We start from the raw sequence: 23362 nt of genomic DNA, 5'->3' as shown, positions 1-23362 counted from the left end.
TCCACTGCGCCAATTTTTGTACTGTGATGCCCCATGTAGATGACACGGCTGTGGTCGAGATTGGAGGTGAAGGCCCCTGAGTTGAAGTCGGTGAAGGGTGAGCCGACGCTGATGACCAGTTCGGCGCCTTCGACAAAGTCGCGAACATTGGGGTTCATCAAGTTGCCGTCGTACATCCCCACATACGCAGGGTGTTGTTCGTCCAGCACCGACTTGGCCATGAACATCGTCGCGAAGGGCAAGCCGCTGTTGTCAACGAACGACTTCAAGCCATCCGTGGCGCCGACTCTGGACGCCAGAATGCCCGGCAACAGGCAGGCCGTCGTGGCTTTTCCCAGGGCTTCGAGGATGGCATCCGCTGCGCGTGACAGTGACGCGGCATGACTGCTCGCCAGAGGAAACGGGGCAATGTTACCGACCACCGGAAGGTTCGCCTGGTCGGCAGGAAACGCCATGTACACCGGGCGCCTGTGGTAAAGCGCTTCGGCGATGAGCCGCTCGGTTTCATACAGGACGTTTTGCGCGGTGATCACCGCATGCGCGCAAGCGACGGGCTCCGCCATTCGCCGAAACAGGTCGTACTCGCCGTCGCCCAAGGTGTGGTGCATCAGCGCTCGGGCGTTCTGCACTTTCAGGTTCGGCGTACCGACCAGGTGAAATACCGGCAGGTGTTCGGCGTAAGACCCGGCGATGCCATTAATCGCGCTGAGTTCGCCCACGCCGTAAGTGGTGCACAGTGCCGCCATGCCCTTGATGCGCGCATAGCCATCCGCCGCATAGGCGGCGTTCAGTTCATTGCTGCAGCCGACCCAGCGCTGTCGCGAGGAGGTGCAGACAGCATCGCTGATGGAGAAGGAATAATCCCCCGGCACACCAAACACATCGGCAATGCCAAGATCGGCCAAGCGGCCTAATACATGCTGGATGACTGTCGTGGTCATGAGGCAATACCTATGATTTTTTGCGGCTGCTGAAATGTGATTCGCTTATTTGCAAGGCAAGGACGTGCACTGAATGTGTTCACCGTTCGATGGCCGCGTCGGCGAGACTGCTGGCCACCTGGCTCGCGATTTCTTTTTCGTCCATGCCCCTGCCGAAATGCTTGAGGTAGCGGCCCTGGCTGTCGAGTAAAAACAGAATGGTCGAGTGGTCCATCATGTATTGCCCGGGTTTGTCGCCGTAGGGCACTTTCTTGTAATACACGTGGTAGGCGTCGGTGATGCGCACGATGTCTTGCGCCGAGCCGGTCAGCCCGACGAAGTTGCTGGCGAAGTAATTGACGTAGGTCTTGAGCTTTTCCGGGGTGTCGCGCTCCGGGTCGACCGTGACGAAAACCGGCTGCACCTTGAGGCCTTGCTGCTGTTGCAGTTGGCGGCTGATGCGGGCCATTTTCGCCAGGTCGGTGGGGCAGATGTCCGGGCAGGTCAGAAAGCCGAAGTACAGCAACACCGGCTCACCGAAACTGCGCTCGGTGACCCGCTGGCCATTCTGATTGGTCAACTGGAACGGCCCGCCGATGTCCGTGCGGGTCGCCGCCGTCGTACTGGCCGACAGCCCCATCACCAGCAGCGCCATTAGCCATTTCATCGATCAATACCCTCCCGAATACGTCAGCGCCAGGCCCACCAGGTCAGACACTTGACCGTCTTCTTTCTGGGTGCCCGCGGACAGCCCGAGCTTGACCTGCCCGGTGATGTTGTAGGTCACGCTCAGCTCGTTGAGGTAATCCTGGCGACTGGCGCCACCGGTCGAAGGGCGGTTTTTGTCGGTGCGTGTTGCCCCCAGGGCCCAATCGCCGAAATCGAAGGTCAGCGAGGTGGTCAGGTAGCGCGTGTCATTGCCCTGAATCCCGTCTTCGTTGGCGACGTCAGCCCATTCGATAAACGGCACGATGTCGAAATAACGCCCGGCCAGCGTCGGCTCCAGCTCGGTGCTGGGCGAATAGGCCCAGATGTAACGCGCCGAAGCGATTTTGACGTTCTCATCCGCGGCAGCCCCCAGCGGCGGACCGGACTGCACCACGTCGTCCCCCTGTTTGTTGGACATGTAGCCGGCCTGCATTTCCAGGAACGGGATCGCCGGGATCGCCAGCCAGTTGACCGACACGGCATACGAATCGAGCTTGCCGGTGTTGGAAGGGCCGCCATCGGAGCGCTGCAGCTTTTCGCCATGGCGGAAATAAGGCCGGCCCAAGACCGAGTTGTCAGCGGTGTAGACGCTGACATTGGGTTCGATCATGCCCAGTTGCTGATCGAAAAACCGGTACGCCACGGTGCCGCCGAGCATGCCGTCGAGGTCGTAGGTGCTGACGAAATCCGAGGTGTAGAGCCCCGGCGCCTGATCTTGCGCCCGGCCGAAGGGCACGTGGTACTTGCCGATCATGAACGCCGAGTTGGCGTTGTTCTGGTAATAGTTGAGGTCGTTGATCACCAGGCCCACGTCTTCGAAAAAACGCTTCTGCCCAGGCTCCGGCCCCTGCACCGGATTGATCTCGGTCGCCAGCTGGATCTGCTGATCGTGCGAGAAGCGAAAGTAGAAGGTGCTGTTGATGTCCGGGTAGGCATCGGTGCTGTTGCGGTTGCCGCCCTGAGGCGCGTCGGCGTGCACGTGGTCGTACTGGAAGGTCGCGGAGTAATCCATGCCGACGTTGGGGTACTGCCCGTCATCGGCCCAGGTCGATTCAACGGCGCCGAGTGAGCCCACCATTAACACCGCCAGGTGATACTTGTTCATGGCCGCTCCTTGATAAGCAAATCAGCCGCTTTGGGGTCCTTGCCGGTGTTGCGCAGGAAGGCGCACAACTGGTTGTTTTCACCGTAAATGCCGCCCAAGGGTTCGAGCTTAACCGCTTGCTCGTAGTCCTCGGGTTTGACCACCTGAATCGCCTGCATCATGCCGCCGTCCTCGTGTTCGAGGATGTGGCAGTGGTAGACGAACTTGCCGAGGATGATCGGGTCGCGAAACGGTATGCGCACGGTGATCGAGCCTGTCGCCGGGATGAACACATTGTCGCGGTAGCCGCTGAAGGGCACCGGTTTGCCGTTGATCTCGGTGACCTGAAAGTCCACCTGGTGGATATGAAACTGATGCAGTTCCTGCGACGGGTTCAGTAGCCGCCACTCTTCGACATCACCGAGCTTGACCGTGGTGTTGACCTTGTCCAGTTCAAACCGGGTGCCGTTGATGAGGAAGGCATTGGGGTCGGTGGCCGAATCCTGGAACACGAACTGCCGGGTCTTGTTCACCGCCTCCTTGCTGAAATCCTCGGCGGGCGGGTAGGCGCTGGTGATCTGCCGGGTCGCCACGCGCTCGCCACTGGAGCGCAGGATCGCCAGTTTGGCCGCCGGGTATTGATCGCCCGCCGGTCCGGTATTGGCGGCTTCCATCACGATATCGTGCGTCCCCGCCGCCGGCCCGACCACCAACACACTGAAGCGCGCCGACGGGCCGATCAGCACTTGATCATCGTCCACCCGACGCGTCACGGTGTTGCCGTCGCGCGACAGGATCTGCATCGACTGGCCGTCGATACGAATCCGGAAATACTGGTTGGCGGCGATGTTGATGAAATGCCAGAGCTGGGTTTCGCCGGGCTTGATATCGATGGTCGGCACTTCCTGACCATTGATAGTGCGGATCGACGGGGCGCTGGTGATGATCTCGCTGGCGACCTTGCCGGTCAGGGTTTTCTGGAAATTGCGCAGCACCAGCACCTGTTCCTTGATGCCCTTGAGCTCGGGGAACGGATCGAGCATGCCGTCGACCAGAATCGGCCCGGCAATCCCGGCCGACACCTGACGCTGCGAACCGCCGTGGAAATGGCTGTGATACCAGTAGGCACCGGGGCTGTGATCCTTGGGCAACTTGACGTTGTACTGCGCCACTTCATGGGGCTGGGTCATGCGAAAGATATTGTCGCCTTCGTCCAGCGGCGACACGGTCATGCCATGGAAATGCAGGTTGGTGATCTCGTCCATGCGGTTGTCCAGGCTAATCGCCATGACCCCGCCGGGGCGCGTGCGAATCAGCGGCGAATCGTAATCACCGTTGAACACCAGCGACACATAACGCTCGTTCCCGACATTGACCTGCTGCTCGGCGGCGGTCAGCGTCGCGTGGGTCACGCCGCTGGCGTCGTAGGAAAATTCGGGGTTCTGTCGCAGGGGCTGGGAGGCCGGCTCGGCAGTGTGCTCGGTGGCACATCCCGCGAGCCCTAGCAAAGCTGCGCTCACCCAGAACGAGCGGACGTTGAAGCGGAAACGTTTTGACATTAAACACAACCTTCCAAGGCAGGCATGAGAACGTTTTGTGGACATCGCCTATGTTTCGCCGAAGATGAACAACACACGGCCCAACTAGTTGAATGCTTTGAAACGCTACTTTCGCAGTTTCGTGTCTGGAGCAGGTCCAGTGACTCGCCGTTACCCCACAGTCGACTTACAACGCCATGACCCATGGGAAATGCATGCGCCGCCACCATCGGCGGCGTCTGAATCAAAGGTGTTTTTTCTCTTCTTTGTCCAGATGGCGATCTTCTTTATGCCGCTCCTTATCCATCTTCTTGGCTTCTTTATCGATGTCTTTGCCATCGCGATCGACATCTTGGTCCGCGTCACGCATGCCATCCCGGACGTCTTTCGCAATATCGCCTTCGGCATTGGCGAAACCGACATGAGACATCAAGCCGGCGGCCAAGAGTGAAGTGATAAGTATGGTTTTGAACATGCGCATAGGGGTGGCTCCGTTTACGTTAGATCAGTAATGACTGGTGGCTGAAAATAGCCGAACAGCGTAGGTATTCAAACTCGACTGTTATCTCGCCGGGTCCTGTTACTTGAATCAACCCGTCGACATGGCGAAGGTGATAAAGCCCGTTGTAATGGTCGTCAACGTCAACCCGAACAGAAACAGCGAGTCGGCAATGCGTTCCAACTGATGGTTTCGTTTTGCCTTGCGGGTCCGCAGCGCCCAATAAGCAATCAGGCAGGTCGTCAAATAAATGATTGCGTTGATCGCCAGCATGCTCTGGCCGATCAGGTCTTCCTGCCGGATGTTGATCACCACTCGAAGTATCCCGACGACGGTAAGGCAGACGCCGACCATCGCACCGGACGAAGTGAAGATATGGACGCAAATATCGTCATCCAGCGTATTAGTCCGCTCAGTGCTCATCGAAGGTTCTCGTTCGCCTGAATTACTGACCATGCTGATTCGCAGTATCCGCCGCTGCACGCAGCTCTTCGCTTGCCTGGCTCAGCAACTCTTTGGCGCGCTCCGCGTGGCCGCCCAGGTGAGAGTTGTTGTCGCGTTGAGCCTCGCCCACCAATTGCCATGCCTGGAGGATATGTTCCTGGGCGCCTCGCAAGTTACCGTGGCGATCACCAATATCTACAGTGGGTTGATCGGCTCGGCTGACACAACCGAAGATCAACGAAGAGCAGATAACACTGGCGACTATCATAAATTTCTTATTCATGCGTCCGAACTCTTACTCAATGACGAAATGATCGCTACGTTCTCATCTGTCCAGGCGACCCATAAGTCTCAAGCGGCATCTGGCGATGTAGAAATCAACCACCAGATGCCGCTTGCCCAAAGTGCCAGACGATCAAACTTAGCCTTGGGGAACTACCCGTGCTTCATTACCGGCGCCTTCGACATACACACTCATGTCTTTGGTCAGCGACGGATTGATCGGCTGCGTTACCGAAACCAGTACGCCGCTGTTGGTGCGAACAATGATCTGCTGCGCGTCAATTGGCTGGTCATATTGTTTCTTTTCCGCGTAATTGCCGCCTGCCGCGCCAGCGAGTGCACCGGCGATCATTGCCACATCGCGACCGGTGCCTCGACCGATCAGACTGCCGAGGCCGAGACCGCCAACGCCGCCGAGGATGGCACCGACGCCACTGTCGTGGTTAGTCTGCATTTGCGTCAGCGTAATCTGCTCGATTTTCCCGGCGCGAATCTGCATCTCGCCAGCTCCTCCACTTCCGCCGTCAACTACAGCGCAAGCACTTAACACCAGACTCGACAACGTGATCGTCAGCCAGGAAACAATATTTTTCATCGTCAAACTCATTAGTTTTAGGTTGTGGAACATACAAAAGCATCAAATCAAGCCAGACAAAATCGGCCTGTTTTTGCTCAAGTACGGTGTCGAAAAACGGCGATTCGTGTTGAGCGCAGAGCAGCCTGGGAAACACATCAAGTGTGGAACGCGCCCATACCGCATCAGCGTTCAGTGCTCAACTACGCGTCCGAAGTCCAGGGGCGAGCGTCATGCGCACCGCCGTCGGTAAATGCTGTGGCATCGAATGCGTCGATTACGCCACTAGTGGGCGCTGCGAAACTGACGGTCACGCCATTGCCTACACTGGAAAGCGCGCCGTTAAACAGCTTCGGGACGAAGAAAGACGCCGCGTTCTAGCCTCGGATGGAGCCTGCGGGCTTTTTTCAGGTCGTTAATGCCGACTTTTACGTAAGTAAAAATTTCATTGAACTTTGCGACAAGGATGTCTCCCGAATATTTGAAATAACAGTGATGAATTTGCATTAATGCCATGCTTCAAACGCATAAATCGGCTGCATTTCAAAATTCTTTAGGCGGCTCTGCTCACCTGGGTGAAGCAAAATCCAAGGTGCGAGCCGTTATCCACTGACGGCTGTACGCAAGCACGTTATCGGCCATGGCCGTCGGAAAATGAATAAATCCATGGGGACAATCAGGCAAACAGTACATTTCAACCGGCGCCGACGTCATCCAGCGCTCGGCGATTTCGAGTGTGTCGTCTCTCAGCGGATCCAGCTCACCGGCAAACATCAGCGCGGGCGGGAAATCCGAAAAGTCGCCATACAGTGGTGACAACGGTGGCTGCCGGCGCTGCTCGTCATTCAAGCCCGGCGTCAGCATCCGAAACGCTTCCACCATGCCGGGACCGTCCAGCAGCAGCGTTTCAGGTGGCGCTGCGCGAACGCTCGGCGTTCCCGTCAAGTCGTAGACGCCGTAATAGAGCAGGGCGCCGCTTACCCGTTGAAGCAAGCCGGGCCATTGCTTCAGCGCCAGCAACGTCGCTGCGGCCAGATGAGCCCCGGCCGATTCCCCGACGACGATAACGGGCAGCCCGGCAAACTCCTGGCAGTCGTCATTCAATAACCAGCGAGCGGCACTGAGGCAGTCCTCCATCAGGCCCTCAATCGGCGTCGATACGGCAAGCCGATAATCGACCGAAACCACCGTGACGTTGCACGTATTGACGATGGCAATGTTGAAGTCGTCGTTCATCTGCGCATTGCCGATGACCCATCCGCCGCCATGAAAATCCAGCACCACGCCCTTTGATTGGCCTTTGGGCCGGATGATCCGAACGGGCACTGGAACGCCGTCCACACCGACCACCTGGTTTTCAGCGTTCAGCCCGTGCTTGAGCAATTTGCCGGTGCCACCGATTTGGCTGGCCCGCAGCAGCGCCTGAATCACGCGGGGTGTGAGGCGATTGCGGATTCGAAAGCGTGGCAACCAAGCCAGTTTTTTGTTGAATGCCCGCACTTGCGCCAACTCCCGCTCGCCAGCCGGCCACGGCACTGTGCTGCCTGAGTCGGAGTTCATCATCAGCGGTTGTTGCGCAAGATGGAAAAATTCAGCGCGGCGGCGACACACAGCCACGCCAGGTAAGGAAACAGAATCAACCCGGTGATCACGTCAAGCTGCAACGCCAGCACCACCATGGCCGCGACCACCAGCCACAGCAACACAAGGATCACCATGCCGGCGAAGACGTGGTGCGCCCCGAAGAACACCGGTGTCCACAGCGTATTAAGCGCAATTTGCGCCGCCCACAAGGCCAGCACTACCTGGCTGCCAGGGATCAGGCTCAATCGGTAACCGGCCCAGGCCAGCAACAGATAGATGACCGACCAGGCGACCGGGAACAGCCAGTTGGGCGGGGTGAAGGCGGGTTTGACGAGACCGGCGTACCACTGGCCCGGTTTGAAAAGGATGCCGGTGCTTGCCGCAGCCGCGCAGGCCAGTAGAAAAATAAAAAAGGTCATCATCTGTTCTTACCTGATGTCAGCGGTGAGGGAAGCAATGCCTGTGGGCAGTGCTAAAGAGAGGACATCCCGCGCAAGCAAAAAGTTTGAATCGGCAGGGCGGCAAATTCCTCAGATGGACAAAACACGCACCCGCCGGACCCATCGCGCAGCGATTTTCGTGCGAAGGCAGTCTGTCATATTTGGTATCACTTCGTTGCAGATAGTAGCCAGCCCAACGCTCGTTCAATGAGGCTGTACTGTGTTCCCACGTCTTCTGTTTTCGCTGTCCGTTTTGAGCCTGTCCATTGCCGCTGCCCACGCCGCCGAGACCACGGTCCTCGACACGCCGCACCTGAGCGGCATCGACAACTTCCGTGACATCGCCGGCACCACCACCGCGTATTCCACGGCGCACGATGGCACGATGCGCAGCGGCGTGTTCTACCGCTCCAATGCGATAACGCCATCGGCGGCGGATCTGGCCACGCTGAACAGTCTGGGCATCAAAGCGGTGTACGACCTGCGCACGCCCAGCGAGATCGCCGGCACCCCCGACACGTTGCTGACCGGCGCGACTTACGAAAACATCGACATCATCGGCAGTACCACGTCCGGTTCGAACATCACCACTATATCGTTCACAAGCGCCGCCGATGCCATCGCCATGATGCAGCAGACCAACCGGGCGTTCGTCAGCGATGCCGGGATGCGTGCTCAGTTCGGCAAGTTGTTCAATGAGCTGGCCAGTGTCGACGCCGCCCAGTTGTTCCATTGCACCGCCGGCAAGGACCGCACTGGTTGGACCGCCGCTGTGCTGCTGAGCATTGCCGGGGTCGACAGCGCCACCATCATGAGCAATTACCTGGCGACCAACGACTACACCGCCGCCCGTGTCGCGGCGACGCTCAAGGCGATGCCGCCGAGCATGGCGGCGGTTTATGCGCCGTTGCTCGGTGTCGAAGCCAGCTACCTGCAAGCCGGTCTGGATCAGGTAACCGCGCAGTACGGCAGCATGGACAACTACCTCAAGCAAGGCCTGGGACTGTCGCAGGAAACCCTTTATGTGCTGCGCGCCAAGATGGTCGAATACAACAGTCTGCCGGGGCAGGCGGGCCTGATCGGCAACGCGGCGGCAGGGGCGCAGTTGTTGCAGCAGCTACAGAACACTCGCTTGTCCGGCACTTACAGCGCCTACAACTATTACCTGCAATCGGCGATTGATTCGGGCAACCTCGGCGGTGTCGAGTCCACCGTCGGTGGCCAGGTGCACGCTGACGCCGCCAGTTACTTGCTGCGCCAGGGGGCGATGATCGAACAGGCCGCTGCGCCATTTGCCAGCGGCACTAACCTCAAGGTCGGTCAGTACCGTTTGTGGAGCACGGCGCTGGCCGGTTATCTGGGCACCGACGGTTCGTCCCGCGCCGACAGCAGCAATGAGCACAGCCAAGGAGCGATGGTCGGCCTGACCCAGCGTTTCTCCGAGCAACTCAGCGCCCATGCGGGCTTCGGCTACAGTCGCGGCAGCGTCGGCGGGGCGGGCGGCGAGGCCGACACCGACCTGACTTTTTTCAACGTTGGCGCCCGTTACGGTTTCGCCAGTCTGGAGCGCGGCCTGTTCGTCGATGCGAACGCCAGCGCCGGTTATCTCGACTACGACAGCAAACGCGACCTCGGCGGCGGACTCGGTTCGGCCAAGGGCAGTAGCCATGGCAACCTCACCGGCGCGACGCTGGCGTTCGGTTACCGCGTGCCGGTCGACGGCGTGATCCTCGAACCGAGCCTCGGCGTGCGGGTCAGCCACCTTGACCTGTCGGGTTTCAAGGAGAAGGGCAGTGAACTGGCCCTCGACGTCGACGGCCTCCAGCAAACCCGGCGCAGTGCCGTTGCCGGCCTCAATGTGGCATTTGCCCCGGTCGGCATGGGCAGTTGGCAACTGGTGCCGGGGGTTCAGGTGGGCTACGAGCATGTGCTGGGCGATCATCAAGTCGACAGCGAAGGGCACCTGCTGGGACTGGATATCGAACAGCGCGCCGCTTTCGATAACCGTGATCAGTTCACCGGTGGGGTCAACCTCATGGCCAATCTTGGCGCGCTGAGCGTGGGGGCTGAAGTCGGTGCCAGCGGCGGGGGCGACAGCCACGGTTTCAGCGGCGGTCTCAAGGCCAGCTATCTGTTCTGATTGCGCATCATGGGTTGCGGCCGCCGGCATTCGGCGGCCCGCGCCTTGGCATCAGGCGCGTGTGCGGTGCCCTGATTTCAGGTCCGCGGGACTGACGCCATAGGCGCTCTGGAAATACTGGCAAAACCTGCCGACATTGCTGAAGCCCAATCGCAAGGCCACCTCAGTCACGGACGTTGAGTCGTCTCGGGCCAGCACTTCGTGGGCGCGCTCCAGACGCACCTGTCGTTGGTACGCCACAATCGTGGTGCCCACGAAACGCCGAAACCCATCCTGCAATGCGCGCTGACTGACGTTGGTCAACCGGGCCAGGTCCGTGCCGCTGAGCAGGTTCTCGGGATGCGCCCGTATGTAGTCGACCGCCAGCCTCACATGCCGTGGCGCAATCAGCGGCTCGGGGTTGCGCAGCGCTGGCGTGAAATTGTGTGGCCAGGCTTCAAGCACTGCGTCCACCAGCATTTCCCGCAGCCGCGAGGGCAACAGCGTGCCGGTGTTGATCAGGGCATCGAACTCGCTGCCCGTGGCCAGTTCGATCAATGCCTTGATGCCCTGGAAAGCCGGGGCCTTCAAATCGACCATTGGCTCGAAGACCAACCGCTCGACAATCGGCTTGCCCAGCAGCGCCGACAGGCGTTCGATGAGCAGGCCACGCTGGATCGACATCCCGTGCTGCGCATGATTGTCGAGCAAGTGCATCGAGCGAATATCGGCCTTGTCGATGGCCAGCCCGACCTGGCAAACACCGACCGACTCGGTGAGGTGCTTGAAGATGATTTTGCCGGCGGCAGGAATGACAAAGGTGATTTCGTCCTGGGGATCAGGAAAGACCACCGAGAAATCGCCACGGTAATGCATGCGCCGAAAACTGACGCCGTCGTACCGACCGTAGACGCCGCCGATGATGATGTCTGGGGGCAGCGGCGGGGTGTCGTGGTAGCGGTTGCCAAACATTTTCGAGAACAACGCGCCGAAATCGTCGCAGCGCATGCCGCTGGATCTGAGGATGATTTGCTGGCGGACAGGGTTGGAAAACACCTTGAGTGACACCTTGGGTGGGGGGCTTTGCATGGGGGCGATCTGCAGGGAATGGCGTTCAGGCACGGCAAGCCCGGGAAGATTAGCAAGCAGGGGATGACAGGTTTGTGACAGTTCGTCGTGAGCACGGTCGACGCCGATGAACCCGATCAGCCGGTGTCGCGGACGGGGGCAGCGCCGTTGCGCATCGCGCTGTTTTTATGCGCTGATCACATGGGATTAATGCGGATACATCACTGTTCTTTCGACGAGGCGGGGCACATTCTTGGCTCACACCCGAACGGCGGATCGATCGGCGATGGCGCGACGCTGGCTGTCACGGTCAACCGGTCCGGCGATCAATTGCAACGACGAAACTGCAACGCCAATCCCTTGTTTCTATCAAAGAGAGCCATCAAATGAGTGCATTTACTCACGTCACAGTCGGCACCAATGACTTGAACAAAGCCCGCGAATTCTACGACAGCGTCCTCGGCAAACTGGGCCAGAAACGTATTGCGGACCTCGCGGACAATGGTTCCATCTGGGGCGATAACGCGCCGTCTTTCTTCGTGTTGAAACCGGCTAATGGCGCACCTGCCAGCGTCGGTAATGGCGTGACCGTCAGTTTCGAAGCCCCGACGCGTGCCGCTATCGACGAGTTCCATGCTGCCGCTTTGGCTGCTGGTGGCAAGTGTGAAGGTCTGCCAGGTCCACGCGGCTGGGCACCTAACGCCTACGCCGCGTACGCCCGTGATCTGGACGGCAACAAGCTGGCTGCCTATTGCTTCAAAGCAGACTGAAGCCGGTCCGAGGCCAGTCTTGACTGGGGCTGGCCTCGCCGTTTCGCCGAGGCGAAGTTTCTTTTCTGCTCGCGCGTTGATTGAGAGGCGCGGCCGCATGCGGCACGCCTAAGTTGTCAGTGACACAACGATGTCCATGGCGTTGATGGGCACGTAAAGCAGGGTGATGATCGAATAGGCTTTGCGCGATTTGGCCACGAACGCGCAGACCGGAAGAATGATCATGATGATGTCCAGCGCTCCCCAAAGTGCGATCGGAGTGGCCTGGAAAAACATGACGTTCACGATGAGCCCGAGCACCAGGTAGGTCGACAGCGACAGAAGGGCGTAGCGCCCATCCTGTTCGAAGTACACGCGAAGTCCGTTTTGCTCGTCCTCGCTGCGGCTTGGTAGCAGCAAGGCGGCCGAGACAAACAGCGACAACGCCAACAGAACCAGCAATAAAAATTCCGCGAACGTAAAGGTCACTTTTATCGCGGGCAGTGAGTTGATGGCCCACCAGAAGTCCAGCTGAGTTGAAAACAGCATGACGGCCCAGACCAGGGCGACCCAGTCAGGCGCCGCCGAACGGCGGATGCGGAACACCGTCAGCGCCCCGAGCAGCAAGCGGGTGACGGAAAGCCCCAGGATCATCGAAAGTACCGTGGCAACGATGGGGAAGTTGTTCATGACATTGCCTGCCGACTCACGTTTTAGCCTCCCGTTTCGATAGCGAATCAGGTATTGCCGCAATTGACGCGATGGTCGCGACGGCGTTCTGGCCGCCGTCGCGCGCGATGGGTATTCAACCGCGAATGAACGCCAACAAGTCAGCGTTGATCTGATCGGCGTTGGTCGTCGGCATCCCGTGCGGAAAACCCGGATAGGTCTTGAGCGTGGGGTGCTTCAACAGTTTTGCCGACAGCGGCGCGGAGTCGGCAAACGGCACGATCTGATCATCCTCGCCATGCATCACCAGCGTCGGCACCTGGATGGCTTTCAGGTCTTCGGTGAAGTCGGTTTCGGAAAACGCCTTGATGCAGTCGTAATGAGCTTTTGCGCCGCCCATCATGCCTTGGCGCCACCAGTTGTCGATTACGCCTTGATCGGCTTTGGCGCCCGGTCGATTGAAGCCGTAGAACGGCCCCGCCGGCACATCCACGTAGAACTGCGCGCGGTTGGCGACCAGCGCCGAACGAAACCCGTCGAACACTTCCAGCGGCAAACCGCCGGGGTTTTTCTCTGACTTGACCATGATCGGCGGGACCGCGCTGATCAGCACGGCTTTGGCAACGCGCCCCGGTTTGGCGCGCGCCGTGTAGCGCGCGACTTCACCGCCACCGGTGGAATGGCCGACATGGATCGCCCCTTTAAGGTCGAGCGCATCGGTCAACTCGATGACGTCGGCGGCGTAGGTGTCCATTTCGTTGCCTTCAAAGGTTTGGCTCGAGCGCCCGTGCCCACGACGGTCGTGCGCGATCACCCGGTAACCCTGGAGCAGGAAGAACATCATCTGGTTGTCCCAGTCGTCCGCGCTCAATGGCCAGCCGTGGTGAAACACAATGGGCGTTGCGTTTTTCGGACCCCAGTCCTTATAGAAAATCTCGGTGCCGTCTTTGGTCGTAATTGAGCTCATGGTGTGTATTCCCTCCGGTTTGCGTTTGAAAAAACCGATGTGCCTCAACTGACTAGTTCGTTGCGCCTGATTGCTTTATGTCCCCGCAAAAGACATCGACGTTGCCACTGTCCGGCGCCGTGCGCACCACAATCGAATGCTGACTGGCCAGCAGATCTGCCATGGGGACCGGTGCGGCTCTCGAGAACGACCAGCCGCGTACCGCTTCGCGTTCGGTGTTGACCTTGTCATTCATCGCGTAGGCGACCGGTCCGGGTTGCTGACACGTGCCTTTATTGATGAACGAATAGAGGCGCAGGGGCAGAATCGCTCCGCTGGGGACGCCACTGATGAAGAAACTGAGTCCGGTTTGTTGGCCCCAGTCGGCCAGCGTTACGTTGCCAATCTGACCAGTGTTTTGCCGGGTCGCCACCAAGGGCACCGACACGCCTTGGTGTGATGAGGTGGTGCAGCCGAAGAGGCTTGCGCTGATCAATAGGGCTGCAATCGAGTGGTTGAGCTTCATTGCCAACTCCTGCGTAAGAACTGCAAGGGGGGATTAGCGGGTATAGCTCATTTATCGCCTCCCGGCGTTGCCCGTGCCGATGGCCGCTGGCGATCAGCAAGGAGACGGGTTGGATGGGTCAGGTGTCGCAGGCTTAAAAAGCGTAGCTGGAGATGCTCGACTGGCCCCCATGACCGGATGAAAGGAGTATTGGCGGTGCGCACGCAATTCAGGCGTCGGGCTGTAGACTGTCGGCGCAAAGGCGTCGATCGCCCCTTACCACCTCAAGCAAGAGAGCCCCATGGCCAACCAGGACATTACTTTCACCCCCGATCCCGACGCGGATTCCATTTCCTCTGACGTCGCCGGTTTTGGCGGCTTGCTGGTCTCCACGCAGATCCCGACCCGCGCCGACGGCAGCCTGGAACTGGGCGACATCACCCTGCAAAGCGAATGCACGTTGCAGGCCCTGAAGGTCGCGCTGGAGCGTGCCGGCAGTTCGATGGACCGCGTGTTGCACCTGACCATCTACCTCACCGACATGGCCGACCGCGCCGCGTTCAATGAAGTCTATAAGCGCTTCTTCGCCAGACCGTGGCCGGTGCGTGCCGCCGTCGGCGTCGCCGCCCTGGCCGTCGAAGGCATGCGCGTGGAAGTGACCGCGATGGCCGCCAAAGCCTGACGACGCGGGTCAGCCGCTGCGGTCAGTGCCAGCGGCATAAAAAACCCGAATTTCTTCGGGTTTTTTTTTGGCTGATGAACGCTACAGGGCAGGGGTGCGCGGCGGGATCAAGCGCTTGGAACCGGTTGCTTCGAACGCCGAGGCAAAACGCAGCAGGGCCGAGTCGTCATAGGCGCGACCGGCAAAGGTCAGCCCGACCGGCATGCCGATGTCCGCCATCACGCCCATCGGCACGGTGACCGTTGGCACACCCAGATGACGGATGGCGAGGTTGCCGTTGGCGACCCAGATGCCGTTGCTCCAGGCAATGTCTGCCGATTGCAAATCGACGTCGGCATTGGCCGGGCCGACGTCGGCGACCGTCGGGAACAGCACCGCATCCAGGCCCAGGCGATCCATCCAGTCTTCCAGGTCGATCTTGCGGGTTGCTTCGAGTCCGCGCAGCCCATCCGGCACGCTCGCGATCTGGTCCCACGGGGTGATGCCGCGCTCGGCCATTTTCACGTATTCGTCCATGCCGGCGGCAAGATCGTCCTCACGGTTGGGCAGGGTGCCCGGGTCGTGCGGGAAGATCAGCGGACCGTCGACATCGGCCAGGCGATTGAGCTTTGGATCGTTGTTGGCGCGCAAGAAGTCATCGAACGCCCAGGCCGACAGGTCCCACAGCTCGTTGTGCAGGAACTCCTTGGACACCAGGCCTCGGGTGAACACCGTCGGCGCTCCCGGTCGGTCACCTTCGCAATTGGACACCAGCGGGAAATCGACCTCGATCACTTCGGCACCGGCGGTTTCCAGGGCTTTGCGAGCCGCTTGCCACAGGCTGATCACGGTAGGGCGGGTGTTGATTTTCTGTCCGGTCGGGCCGCCGATGCCAGGCGCTTCGCTGGTGCCGGCCTCGGGGTCCGCGTTGATGTACATGCGCGGAACGCCGAAGCGTTTGCCAGCAAGCGACTCACTGCCCACGGCCAGTTCGGCATAGGACGCGGGGCGCACCGAGGCGACACTCGGAATCGGCACCCAGGGTTGCATCCGCCACAAATCGCCGCGTGTGTCGGGGTCGTCGGCCACCACCACATCGAGCACTTCGAGCAAATCGGCCATGGTCCGGGCGTACGGCACGACCACGTCCATCGTCGGCGTCAGCGGCCAGTTGCCGCGCACCGAAATCACCCCGCGTGACGGCGTATAGGCGCACAGACCATTGTTCGACGCCGGGCCACGCCCGCTCGACCAGGTTTCTTCAGCCAGGCCGAAAGCGGCGAAACTGGCCGCCGTTGCCGTGCCGGCGCCGTTCGAGGAGCCCGATGCAAACGGCGCGGTCAGATACTCGGCGTTATACGGGCTCTCGGCCCGGCCATAGACACCGCGCTGCATCCCGCCATTCGCCATCGGCGGCATGTTGGTCTTGCCCAGGCAGATAGCGCCGGCGGCCCGCAGCCGTTCGACGGTAAACGCATCGCGATAGGCGATCAGGTCCTTGAATGCCGGGCTGCCGGAAGCGGCGGTGAGGCCCTTGACCAGGTAGCTGTCTTTGGCCGTGTAGGGAATGCCATCAAGTGGCCCCAGCGTTTTGCCCTGGCGGCGACGGGCATCGGAGGCCTGCGCTTCATCGAGGGCTTGCGGGTTGCGGACCACCACGGCATTGAGCGCGGTCGGCGTGCTGGGACCGTCGTAGGCATCGATACGGGCGAGGTACGCCTGGACCAGTTCCACCGCCGTGGTCTGGCCGGATTCAAGCGCCGCACGCAGTTCGGCAATGGAAACCTCGGTGACCTCGATCATGCTGTTTTCTCGAAATGGCTGTTCATTGGAATTCTCTTCGCACTGCCTTACGCGGCAGTGTCTGGACTTACACGCTGAGCGCGCTATTTAACACCAAGATCGATGCCCGGCGATTGCGGATAAATAAAACCATTCTGTAATGCGTTGAAACATTCGAGCAAGGGGCGCAGTCAGCGGTTTCTCAGCCCGATCAAGAATGCCCAAGGAAAAGCCCTCGGCCGTCCGCACGCCTTGAACCGCTCTCCCGACTTGCCGCCGTGCCTCTCACGTTAGCTACACGTCAGGCTGACGGCCTTCGCCGCCCGCTGAAGCTCTTGCTTCACATCGATGGGGATACGCTGTTTCTTCAGTCTTTGTTCGAGGAATGATTGATCGCCGCGCGTATCGACTTCGGCGTCGATGGCCGCATCTCCCGCTTCGATCTCGGCCGCATGCGCCGCGATGACCGAGTCGACCTCGGCGTCGCTGGTCGTGGCGTCAAGTGCGGCCAGCAGCTTCGCCACGTCATCTTCTTCCTCCTTGGCATACGCCTCCACCGACATCCCGGCGGCCAGCGCCCGCGCTCGGACTTCCACGCTTTTGAGGGTCTGTCTGGCCTGGCCGCAGAGCACCGCCTGCGTCCGGGTTTCGGCGGCTTTCCATTGCACGAGGCCATAGGTCATCGTGCCGAGTATCACCAGGGTCATTCCACCGATCAGCATCCGCGTCATGGCTGCACTCTCGAACGTCTAAGGAGCTGGGTTCGGAAGGGGGCTTTGTTTTGAACATAAAAATCACAGCGTAGCATCGGAATCGGTGGTCCCCATTTTGCTAACCCGCCGCAAGAGGGCGCTGGGCGCAACATTCTTTAAACCTTCTGCTCGCCAGCAGTGTCGATAATTGGAACCAACGCTTCGCCTGACCGAGGGAAGGCCAATGATAGGTGTCGTAATACCCGCCCATAACGAAGAAAAGTACATTGCCGCCTGTCTGTTATCGATTCTGGTCGCGGCGAAGCATCCGCAACTTGCCGGCTGCCAAGTCAGCGTAGTGGTTGTCATGGACGATTGCTCGGACGACACCGCGCTGTTGGTTGAAGCGCATGGGGTAGAGGCCATCGCCGTCTCCTTCCAGAATGTCGGCAAAGCCAGGGCGAAGGGGGCTGAGGAGCTTTTGAGAGCTGGCGCGCAGTGGCTTGCGTTCACTGATGCCGATACGGTTGTGCCACCGGATTGGCTTGCCCGGCAAATAGAATTCATGGCCGACGCGGTGTGCGGCACGGTGGAGGTGGATAACTGGGCTGAACACGGCGAGCAGGTTCGCTCGCAATACCTGGAGCATTACCAGTTCATCGAAAATCACCGCCACATCCACGGCGCCAATCTGGGCTTGAGCGCCACTGCGTACCGAAGAGCGGGCGGGTTTCAGCCGTTGGTGGCTCATGAAGATGTGCATCTGGTGGCGGATCTTGAGCGCATCAGTGCGCGGATTGTCTGGACCGCGACCAACCCGGTGCTGACCAGCGCACGCAAGGATTTCAAATGCCGTGGCGGTTTTGGTGAGTTCCTGGCGAACCTCGGCACGGTGTCAGGATCGGCCGCGCTATAAAGTCGGGCAGGACAAATCACGCGCAACGCGCTGGCGGTTGCAGATAAGGCATTTTGCTGGCCCCCAAGTTGCCTGGCAGTCGCCAAAATCACGCCTATTTTCAGATGGTTAGGCGGAATGGAATTGCGCAGGGTATTGATCACGATGATGTCGTTCGGCTTGGCGAGCATGGCACTTGTTGCCCAGGCCAGGGAATTGGTGCCTAACGACCGCTACATGTGCAGTTGGGGCGCGGGGACGGCGGCGAAGGCGCAGGAACTGAAACTGTCCGGGGTGTCGCTGTATGCCGCGCGTCAGAAACTGCAGACCTACAAATTCAGCAAGCCGTGGATGCGCATGATGGCCATGGGTATCACCGAGCAAACCTACGACAGCCCGTCGCGACTCCAGCCGGCCACCATTCGCCAAGGTTTTTATGACGACTGCGTGCGGTACAAACTGGCCCGCAGGTGAAGGCGCAGCCCAAGTCCCGATTTGGCAGCACAGGCCGGGTCATTTCAGGCATTGCGCCCCGGCCTTGGCCACTTGCGCGTCCTGGTCGGACTTGACGCCCGACACGCCGACCGCGCCGATCACCTGGCCGTCGACGATGATCGGCACGCCACCTTCCAGTGAAGTCAGCAACGGAGCCGACAAAAAGGCGTAGCGTCCGCCGTTGACCATGTCTTCATAACTTTTCGATTCACGCCGGCCGAGTGCCGACGTGCGGGCCTTTTCGGTCGCGATATAGGCGCTGCTGGGCGCACAACCGTCGAGGCGTTCGAGGGCCAGTGGATGGCCGCCGTCATCGACCACCACGATGGTGACCGCCCATTGATTGTTCTGTGCTTCGCTGCGTGCGGCGGCGAGGATCTGGCTGACTTCGGTCTGGGTTAACACGGCTTTGCTGTTCATCAAAAGACTCCAGGGTTTATTGGGGCAATGCAGCTTCCACCAGTTCGATCCAGTGCCTTACCTGCGTTCGGCCCGCGCCGTCGAGGTGCGACTGACAGCCGATGTTGGCGGTGGCAATAACGTCGGGGTGGCCGCTTTCCAGCGCATTGAGCTTGTTGTCACGCAGCTGTCGAGACAGTTCGGGCTGGGTCAGTGAGTAGGTGCCCGCCGAACCGCAGCACAAATGACCGTCGGGCACCGATGTCAGGTTGAACCCCAGTGTGGTCAGGACCGCTTCCACCGCGCCGCCGAGTTTTTGCGCGTGCTGCAACGTGCAGGGGCAATGGAACGCCAGGCGTTGATCACTGTGGATGCCGAGGTTTCCCAGCGGCTCGTCGCGCAGGATTTCCACCAGGTCCCTGGCCAGCGCGCTGACCGTTCTCGCCTTTTCGGCATAGGCCGGATCGCTGGCCAACAGGTGCCCATAATCCTTGATGAACGCGCCGCAACCGCTGGCGGTCTGCACGATGGCTTCGGCGCCTGCTTCGATGCTCGGCCACCACGCGTCGATGTTGTGGCGGGCGCGCTCAAGGCCGGCGGCTTGAGCGTCGAGGTGATAATCTACGGCGCCGCAGCAACCCGCCTCGCGGGTCGGCGTGACGCTGATGCCGAGTCGCTCCAGTACGCGCGCGGCGGCGGCATTGGTATTGGGTGACAGGCTTTGCTGCACGCAACCTTCGAGCATCAATACCTGTCGCGCATGGCGAGTGACGGGGCGCGATTTGGCCGGGTACACGCTGCGCGGCAATTTGGCTTGCAAGGTGCTGGGCAACAACGCCCGGAACACTTGGCCACTGCTGACCAACGCTTTGAACAACCGCGGATTGGGCACGACACCGCGCAAGCCTTCACGCAGTACACGCTGCTCGAATGAACGCGGCACGGCGGCATCGACCACTGCGCGGCCGATGTCCAGCAAGTTGTGATAATCGACCCCGGACGGGCAGGTGGTTTCACAATTGCGGCACGACAGACAACGGTCCAGATGCAGCTGGGTTTTCTGTGTGACCTCGTTGCCTTCCAGCACCTGTTTGATCAGGTAGATGCGACCGCGCGGGCCGTCCAGTTCATCGCCGAGCAATTGATAGGTCGGGCACGTGGCATTGCAGAAACCGCAGTGCACGCAACTGCGCAGGATGCGCTCGGCTTCGGCGGAGCGGGGCAGTTGGCGCGCGTGTTCGCTCAGGGTGGTTTGCATGGCTCAAAGCTCCGCGTACAGGCGTGCGGGGTTGAAGATTCCCCGGGGGTCGAGTTGTTGCTTCAGGCGCTGGTGATAGTGCATCAGGGCGGGGGGCAGCGGATGAAACGGGCTGTCGACCAGGCCATGGCTGTAGCAGGTCGCGTGCCCGCCGACCGCTTCAACTGTCGAGCGAATGAAACTGGCATCGGCGTCGGATTTGAGCCAGCGCTGGGCGCCGCCCCAGTCGATCAGTTGCGTGCCGGGCAACGACAGCCAAGGCGTGTTGTTGGGCACGGATAAACGCCACAGCGGCTGGTCTTCATCGAAGAAACTCAAACGCTGTTCGTTGAGATCGGCCCAATACGAGTCATGCAGAATCTCGCCGCCCAAGCGCTCATGTGCCGCCGCCACCGAACCTTCGCCCCCTTCAAGCCGCAGGTGCAAACGCTGTCCGTCGTGACACGCGGCGCTGATCGGCAGGGGTTGCTGGCCCCATTGCGCCAGGCGAGTCAGGGCGCGGTCGCTGTCCATGTCCAGGCTGATACTCAAGGTTTGCCGGGGTTTGGGCAGCACTTTGAGCGAGACGTCGGTGATCACGCCAAGCGCACCAAAGCTGCCGGCCATCAGGCGCGAAAGGTCGTAGCCGGCGACGTTTTTCATGACTTCGCCGCCAAAACGCAGATGCTTGCCGTGGCCGGTAATCACCCGTGTGCCAAGGACGAAGTCGCGCACCGAGCCCGACCACGGGCGCCGTGGCCCGGACAACCCGCTGGCGATCATGCCGCCGACGGTGGCGCCGTCGCCGAAGGAGGGCGGTTCACAGGGCAGCCTCTGTTGCGCGGCGTCCAGCGCCTCACTCAGTTGCGACAAAGGCGTGCCGCAGCGCGCGGTGATCACCAGTTCGGTCGGGTCGTAGCTGACGATGCCGCAATGGTTGCGGGTGTCGAGCACTTCACCGGCGACGATTCGACCGAGAAACGCTTTGCTGTTGGCCCCCTGAATCCGCAGCGGGGTAGCGTTTTCGATGGCCAGATTGACTTGCTCCAACAGGTTGGCGCTGTCGTCATTGCTGCCCATCAGAAACGCTCCAGTTCGGGGAAGGGCAGTTGCCCCATGTGCACGTGCATCGCGCCAAACTCGGCGCAGCGGTGCAGGGTGGGAATGTTCTTGCCGGGGTTGAGCAAACCGCTGGGGTCGAACGCGGTTTTGACCGCATGGAACACAGTCAACTCGTCGCTGTTGAACTGCGCGCACATCTGATTGATTTTCTCGCGACCGACCCCGTGCTCCCCGGTGATGCTGCCGCCGACCTTCACGCACAATTCGAGGATTTTGCCGCCCAGCGCTTCGGCGCGATCCAGTTCGCCGGGCTGGTTTGCGTCAAACAGAATCAACGGGTGCATGTTGCCGTCTCCGGCGTGGAAAACGTTGGCCACGCGCAGGTCGTATTCGACGGATAACGCCGCGATGGCACGCAGCACGCCGGGCAGTTCACGGCGCGGAATCGTACCGTCCATGCAGTAATAGTCCGGCGACAGTCGGCCCACTGCCGGGAAGGCATTTTTGCGTCCGGCCCAGAAGCGCACGCGTTCGGCTTCATCGCAGGCCTGCCGCACCTCGGTGGCGCCGGCCTGTTCCAGCACCTGGCGGACGCGGTTGCAGTCGTCGTGGACATCGGCTTCGACGCCGTCGAGCTCGCACAGCAGAATGGCGTCGGCGTCGACCGGATAACCGGCGTGGATGAAGTCTTCAGCGGCGCGAATCGCCAGGTTGTCCATCATCTCCAGACCGCCGGGAATGATCCCGGCGGCAATGATGTCAGCCACCGCATGGCCGGCCTTTTCCACCGAATCGAACGCCGCCAGCAACACTTTGGCGGTCTGCGGTTTGGGCAGCAGCTTGACCGTGACTTCGGTGATCACCCCGAGCATGCCTTCCGAGCCGGTGAACAAGGCCAGCAGGTCGAAACCCGGTGAGTCGAGCGCCTGTGAGCCCAGGCTCAGGTGTTCGCCATCGACGGTGAGGATGTCGACCTTGAGCAGATTGTGCACGGTCAAACCGTATTTCAGACAATGCACGCCGCCTGCGTTTTCGGCGACGTTGCCGCCGATCGAACAGGCGATCTGCGAAGATGGGTCCGGTGCGTAATATAAGCCAAACGGTGCGGCCGCCTGGGAAATCGCCAGGTTGCGCACGCCTGGCTGAACCCGCGCGGTGCGGGCAGCGGGGTCGATGTGCAGGATGTTGTTGAAGCGCGCCATCACCAGCAGCACGCCTTTTTCCAGCGGCAATGCGCCGCCGGACAACCCGGTGCCGGCCCCGCGGGCGACCACCGGCACCTGCCTCTCATGGCAGAGTTTGAGCACGCCCTGAACCTGTTCGATATGGCGCGGCAACACCACCAGGAGCGGCGTGGTGCGATAAGCGGAGAGGCCGTCGCATTCGTACGGTTTCAGCTCTTCGCGCTGATGGAGTATTTCCAGCTCGGGCAGTCGGGAGCGCAGCGCTTGCAGCAGCGCGACTTTGTCGACGTCGGGCAGGGCGCCGTCAACGCGTTCGTCGTAGAGGATGTTCATAAGTGGCTCATGACCCTCGTTTGTTTTTATGGGCGGCCTGTACCGGGGTCGCTCCTCGCATCATTCGCCTGGGACGCTCCCGTGTCTATGCGATAAAGACATTAGCCGAAGTTGGCTCTGCTACACCCCGACATCGAAAACGCCGCGACTGTCGTAAAAACGACCTGTTTACACCGAACACGAACCCGAGTGACTTTTCTGTTGAACGACTGTTCAGCTTCGACTATGTTGGTCCCAGCTCCCCCCCGGCTGGTTGCGGGCTTGCGTTTCTTCAATTTGAACGAGGCACTGGCATGCGGTTTTCACCCTTTGTTGAGCGGATTTCAGGCGACGGTGTCGCTGCCTGGGATATTCACAATGCGGCATTCGAAGCCCAGCGGCGCGGTGAGGATGTCATTATCCTCAGCGTTGGCGACCCGGACTTCCCTACGCCTGATTTCATCACCGATGCGGCCATTCACGCCTTGCGTGAAGGCGACACCCATTACACCGA

At 60.4% G+C, this 23362-nt stretch carries 26 protein-coding genes and 1 pseudogene; 7 read left to right on the top strand and 20 right to left on the bottom strand.

Annotation, left to right across the window (positions count from 1 at the left end; translation table 11 throughout):
- From ACQKP4_RS23530 to tspO, 10 genes are all read right to left on the bottom strand, one after another.
- Positions 1–941 (bottom strand): thiamine pyrophosphate-binding protein (locus ACQKP4_RS23530; RefSeq protein ID WP_427636046.1); only part of this gene is annotated, 941 nt, incomplete at its 3' end.
- A 79-nt stretch (positions 942–1020) separates the two neighbouring features.
- Positions 1021–1587 (bottom strand): SCO family protein, encoded by a 567-nt coding sequence (locus ACQKP4_RS23525; RefSeq protein WP_427636044.1) that lies wholly within the window; start codon positions 1585–1587, stop codon positions 1021–1023.
- A 3-nt stretch (positions 1588–1590) separates the two neighbouring features.
- A complete protein-coding gene (locus tag ACQKP4_RS23520) occupies positions 1591–2733 on the bottom strand; it encodes a hypothetical protein (protein ID WP_427636042.1) in 1143 nt (380 codons plus the stop codon).
- Positions 2730–4271, bottom strand: a complete 1542-nt coding sequence (locus tag ACQKP4_RS23515) for a multicopper oxidase family protein (RefSeq protein ID WP_427636040.1) — start codon at positions 4269–4271, stop codon at positions 2730–2732. The genes ACQKP4_RS23520 and ACQKP4_RS23515 overlap by 4 nt, the downstream gene beginning before the upstream one ends.
- 223 nt (positions 4272–4494) lie before the next feature.
- Positions 4495–4731: a hypothetical protein gene (locus ACQKP4_RS23510; RefSeq protein ID WP_427636038.1), complete on the bottom strand. Its 237-nt coding sequence runs from the start codon at positions 4729–4731 to the stop codon at positions 4495–4497.
- Between the two features lie 108 nt (positions 4732–4839).
- Complete coding sequence (locus ACQKP4_RS23505; protein WP_427636036.1) at positions 4840–5172, bottom strand: hypothetical protein; 333 nt, start codon at positions 5170–5172, stop codon at positions 4840–4842.
- Positions 5173–5194: 22 nt separating this feature from the next.
- A complete protein-coding gene (locus tag ACQKP4_RS23500; RefSeq protein WP_427636034.1) occupies positions 5195–5476 on the bottom strand; it encodes a hypothetical protein in 282 nt (93 codons plus the stop codon).
- A 138-nt stretch (positions 5477–5614) separates the two neighbouring features.
- Positions 5615–6070 carry a glycine zipper 2TM domain-containing protein gene (locus ACQKP4_RS23495; RefSeq protein ID WP_427636053.1) on the bottom strand — a complete coding sequence of 152 codons (456 nt, stop codon included), beginning with the start codon at positions 6068–6070 and terminating at the stop codon, positions 5615–5617.
- A gap of 546 nt (positions 6071–6616) precedes the next feature.
- Positions 6617–7609, bottom strand: a complete 993-nt coding sequence (locus ACQKP4_RS23490; protein ID WP_427636051.1) for an alpha/beta hydrolase fold domain-containing protein — start codon at positions 7607–7609, stop codon at positions 6617–6619.
- Between the two features lie 2 nt (positions 7610–7611).
- Positions 7612–8052: a tryptophan-rich sensory protein TspO gene (gene tspO / locus ACQKP4_RS23485; protein WP_427636050.1), complete on the bottom strand. Its 441-nt coding sequence runs from the start codon at positions 8050–8052 to the stop codon at positions 7612–7614.
- A 241-nt stretch (positions 8053–8293) separates the two neighbouring features.
- Here tspO and ACQKP4_RS23480 point away from each other — a divergent pair, with 241 nt between their 5' ends.
- A complete protein-coding gene (locus tag ACQKP4_RS23480) occupies positions 8294–10213 on the top strand; it encodes a tyrosine-protein phosphatase (RefSeq protein WP_427636032.1) in 1920 nt (639 codons plus the stop codon).
- A 51-nt stretch (positions 10214–10264) separates the two neighbouring features.
- On the opposite strand, the gene ACQKP4_RS23475 is transcribed toward ACQKP4_RS23480, so the two are convergent.
- Positions 10265–11248, bottom strand: coding sequence for a helix-turn-helix transcriptional regulator (locus tag ACQKP4_RS23475; protein WP_427636048.1), 984 nt, complete (start codon positions 11246–11248; stop codon positions 10265–10267).
- Between the two features lie 120 nt (positions 11249–11368).
- Here ACQKP4_RS23475 and ACQKP4_RS23470 point away from each other — a divergent pair, with 120 nt between their 5' ends.
- Both ACQKP4_RS23470 and ACQKP4_RS23465 read left to right on the top strand, forming a co-directional pair.
- On the top strand, positions 11369–11650 hold the full coding sequence (locus tag ACQKP4_RS23470; protein ID WP_427636030.1) for a hypothetical protein: 282 nt from the start codon (positions 11369–11371) through the stop codon (positions 11648–11650).
- Positions 11647–12030: a VOC family protein gene (locus ACQKP4_RS23465; RefSeq protein ID WP_427636028.1), complete on the top strand. Its 384-nt coding sequence runs from the start codon at positions 11647–11649 to the stop codon at positions 12028–12030. Before ACQKP4_RS23470 ends, ACQKP4_RS23465 begins: the two co-directional genes overlap by 4 nt.
- Positions 12031–12138: 108 nt before the next feature.
- Here ACQKP4_RS23465 and ACQKP4_RS23460 read toward each other — a convergent pair whose 3' ends face one another.
- The 3 genes from ACQKP4_RS23460 to ACQKP4_RS23450 form a co-directional block, all read right to left on the bottom strand.
- Positions 12139–12699: a hypothetical protein gene (locus tag ACQKP4_RS23460; protein WP_427636026.1), complete on the bottom strand. Its 561-nt coding sequence runs from the start codon at positions 12697–12699 to the stop codon at positions 12139–12141.
- A 115-nt stretch (positions 12700–12814) separates the two neighbouring features.
- Positions 12815–13645: an alpha/beta fold hydrolase gene (locus ACQKP4_RS23455; protein WP_427636024.1), complete on the bottom strand. Its 831-nt coding sequence runs from the start codon at positions 13643–13645 to the stop codon at positions 12815–12817.
- A gap of 52 nt (positions 13646–13697) precedes the next feature.
- Positions 13698–14150, bottom strand: coding sequence for a hypothetical protein (locus ACQKP4_RS23450; protein ID WP_427636022.1), 453 nt, complete (start codon positions 14148–14150; stop codon positions 13698–13700).
- A 280-nt stretch (positions 14151–14430) separates the two neighbouring features.
- On the opposite strand from ACQKP4_RS23450, the gene ACQKP4_RS23445 reads away from it, so the two are divergent.
- Positions 14431–14811 carry a RidA family protein gene (locus tag ACQKP4_RS23445; RefSeq protein ID WP_427636020.1) on the top strand — a complete coding sequence of 127 codons (381 nt, stop codon included), beginning with the start codon at positions 14431–14433 and terminating at the stop codon, positions 14809–14811.
- Between the two features lie 81 nt (positions 14812–14892).
- On the opposite strand, the gene ACQKP4_RS23440 is transcribed toward ACQKP4_RS23445, so the two are convergent.
- Both ACQKP4_RS23440 and ACQKP4_RS23435 read right to left on the bottom strand, forming a co-directional pair.
- Positions 14893–16593, bottom strand: coding sequence for an amidase (locus ACQKP4_RS23440; RefSeq protein ID WP_427636018.1), 1701 nt, complete (start codon positions 16591–16593; stop codon positions 14893–14895).
- Positions 16594–16862: 269 nt separating this feature from the next.
- Positions 16863–17303, bottom strand: coding sequence for a hypothetical protein (locus ACQKP4_RS23435; RefSeq protein ID WP_427636016.1), 441 nt, complete (start codon positions 17301–17303; stop codon positions 16863–16865).
- 205 nt (positions 17304–17508) lie between these two features.
- Here ACQKP4_RS23435 and ACQKP4_RS23430 point away from each other — a divergent pair, with 205 nt between their 5' ends.
- Both ACQKP4_RS23430 and ACQKP4_RS23425 read left to right on the top strand, forming a co-directional pair.
- The gene (locus ACQKP4_RS23430; RefSeq protein ID WP_427636014.1) at positions 17509–18180 is read left to right on the top strand and encodes a glycosyltransferase; all 672 of its coding nucleotides are present in this window, start codon (positions 17509–17511) and stop codon (positions 18178–18180) included.
- Positions 18181–18297: 117 nt separating this feature from the next.
- Positions 18298–18633 (top strand): hypothetical protein, encoded by a 336-nt coding sequence (locus ACQKP4_RS23425; RefSeq protein ID WP_427636012.1) that lies wholly within the window; start codon positions 18298–18300, stop codon positions 18631–18633.
- A gap of 39 nt (positions 18634–18672) precedes the next feature.
- On the opposite strand, the gene ACQKP4_RS23420 is transcribed toward ACQKP4_RS23425, so the two are convergent.
- The 4 genes from ACQKP4_RS23420 to glcD are packed head-to-tail and all read right to left on the bottom strand — an operon-like array spanning position 18673 to position 22869.
- Entirely contained in the window at positions 18673–19074 is a 402-nt protein-coding gene (locus tag ACQKP4_RS23420; protein ID WP_427636010.1) for a heme-binding protein, read from the bottom strand.
- Positions 19075–19090: 16 nt separating this feature from the next.
- Complete coding sequence (glcF, locus tag ACQKP4_RS23415; RefSeq protein WP_427636008.1) at positions 19091–20311, bottom strand: glycolate oxidase subunit GlcF; 1221 nt, start codon at positions 20309–20311, stop codon at positions 19091–19093.
- Between the two features lie 3 nt (positions 20312–20314).
- A complete protein-coding gene (gene glcE, locus ACQKP4_RS23410) occupies positions 20315–21370 on the bottom strand; it encodes a glycolate oxidase subunit GlcE (protein WP_427636006.1) in 1056 nt (351 codons plus the stop codon).
- Entirely contained in the window at positions 21370–22869 is a 1500-nt protein-coding gene (glcD, locus tag ACQKP4_RS23405) for a glycolate oxidase subunit GlcD (protein WP_427636004.1), read from the bottom strand. The genes glcE and glcD overlap by 1 nt, the downstream gene beginning before the upstream one ends.
- A gap of 293 nt (positions 22870–23162) precedes the next feature.
- On the opposite strand from glcD, the pseudogene ACQKP4_RS23400 reads away from it, so the two are divergent.
- A pseudogene (locus tag ACQKP4_RS23400) lies at positions 23163–23362 on the top strand (arginine--pyruvate aminotransferase AruH); the annotation flags it as partial.

Source organism: Pseudomonas sp. NPDC086278, assembly GCF_050280905.1.
In the GTDB taxonomy this organism is placed as follows: Bacteria; Pseudomonadota; Gammaproteobacteria; order Pseudomonadales; family Pseudomonadaceae; genus Aquipseudomonas.
Note: the sequence above shows the minus strand (reverse complement) of the source record. Positions and strands in the feature narration are given on the sequence as shown.

What these genes read in the sequence shown, in the direction of transcription:
- ACQKP4_RS23445 (WP_427636020.1), top strand. Translation starts at nt 14,431, where the DNA reads ATGGCCAACCAGGACATTACTTTCACCCCCGATCCCGACGCGGATTCC.
- ACQKP4_RS23525 (WP_427636044.1), bottom strand. Translation starts at nt 1,587, where the DNA reads ATGAAATGGCTAATGGCGCTGCTGGTGATGGGGCTGTCGGCCAGTACG.
- ACQKP4_RS23420 (WP_427636010.1), bottom strand. Translation starts at nt 19,074, where the DNA reads ATGAACAGCAAAGCCGTGTTAACCCAGACCGAAGTCAGCCAGATCCTC.
- ACQKP4_RS23450 (WP_427636022.1), bottom strand. Translation starts at nt 14,150, where the DNA reads ATGAAGCTCAACCACTCGATTGCAGCCCTATTGATCAGCGCAAGCCTC.
- ACQKP4_RS23515 (WP_427636040.1), bottom strand. Translation starts at nt 4,271, where the DNA reads ATGTCAAAACGTTTCCGCTTCAACGTCCGCTCGTTCTGGGTGAGCGCA.
- glcE (WP_427636006.1), bottom strand. Translation starts at nt 21,370, where the DNA reads ATGGGCAGCAATGACGACAGCGCCAACCTGTTGGAGCAAGTCAATCTG.
- ACQKP4_RS23510 (WP_427636038.1), bottom strand. Translation starts at nt 4,731, where the DNA reads ATGCGCATGTTCAAAACCATACTTATCACTTCACTCTTGGCCGCCGGC.
- ACQKP4_RS23465 (WP_427636028.1), top strand. Translation starts at nt 11,647, where the DNA reads ATGAGTGCATTTACTCACGTCACAGTCGGCACCAATGACTTGAACAAA.
- ACQKP4_RS23440 (WP_427636018.1), bottom strand. Translation starts at nt 16,593, where the DNA reads ATGATCGAGGTCACCGAGGTTTCCATTGCCGAACTGCGTGCGGCGCTT.
- glcD (WP_427636004.1), bottom strand. Translation starts at nt 22,869, where the DNA reads ATGAACATCCTCTACGACGAACGCGTTGACGGCGCCCTGCCCGACGTC.
- tspO (WP_427636050.1), bottom strand. Translation starts at nt 8,052, where the DNA reads ATGACCTTTTTTATTTTTCTACTGGCCTGCGCGGCTGCGGCAAGCACC.
- ACQKP4_RS23520 (WP_427636042.1), bottom strand. Translation starts at nt 2,733, where the DNA reads ATGAACAAGTATCACCTGGCGGTGTTAATGGTGGGCTCACTCGGCGCC.
- ACQKP4_RS23505 (WP_427636036.1), bottom strand. Translation starts at nt 5,172, where the DNA reads ATGAGCACTGAGCGGACTAATACGCTGGATGACGATATTTGCGTCCAT.
- ACQKP4_RS23490 (WP_427636051.1), bottom strand. Translation starts at nt 7,609, where the DNA reads ATGAACTCCGACTCAGGCAGCACAGTGCCGTGGCCGGCTGGCGAGCGG.
- glcF (WP_427636008.1), bottom strand. Translation starts at nt 20,311, where the DNA reads ATGCAAACCACCCTGAGCGAACACGCGCGCCAACTGCCCCGCTCCGCC.
- ACQKP4_RS23425 (WP_427636012.1), top strand. Translation starts at nt 18,298, where the DNA reads ATGGAATTGCGCAGGGTATTGATCACGATGATGTCGTTCGGCTTGGCG.
- ACQKP4_RS23435 (WP_427636016.1), bottom strand. Translation starts at nt 17,303, where the DNA reads ATGACGCGGATGCTGATCGGTGGAATGACCCTGGTGATACTCGGCACG.
- ACQKP4_RS23500 (WP_427636034.1), bottom strand. Translation starts at nt 5,476, where the DNA reads ATGAATAAGAAATTTATGATAGTCGCCAGTGTTATCTGCTCTTCGTTG.
- ACQKP4_RS23495 (WP_427636053.1), bottom strand. Translation starts at nt 6,070, where the DNA reads ATGAAAAATATTGTTTCCTGGCTGACGATCACGTTGTCGAGTCTGGTG.
- ACQKP4_RS23460 (WP_427636026.1), bottom strand. Translation starts at nt 12,699, where the DNA reads ATGAACAACTTCCCCATCGTTGCCACGGTACTTTCGATGATCCTGGGG.
- ACQKP4_RS23455 (WP_427636024.1), bottom strand. Translation starts at nt 13,645, where the DNA reads ATGAGCTCAATTACGACCAAAGACGGCACCGAGATTTTCTATAAGGAC.
- ACQKP4_RS23430 (WP_427636014.1), top strand. Translation starts at nt 17,509, where the DNA reads ATGATAGGTGTCGTAATACCCGCCCATAACGAAGAAAAGTACATTGCC.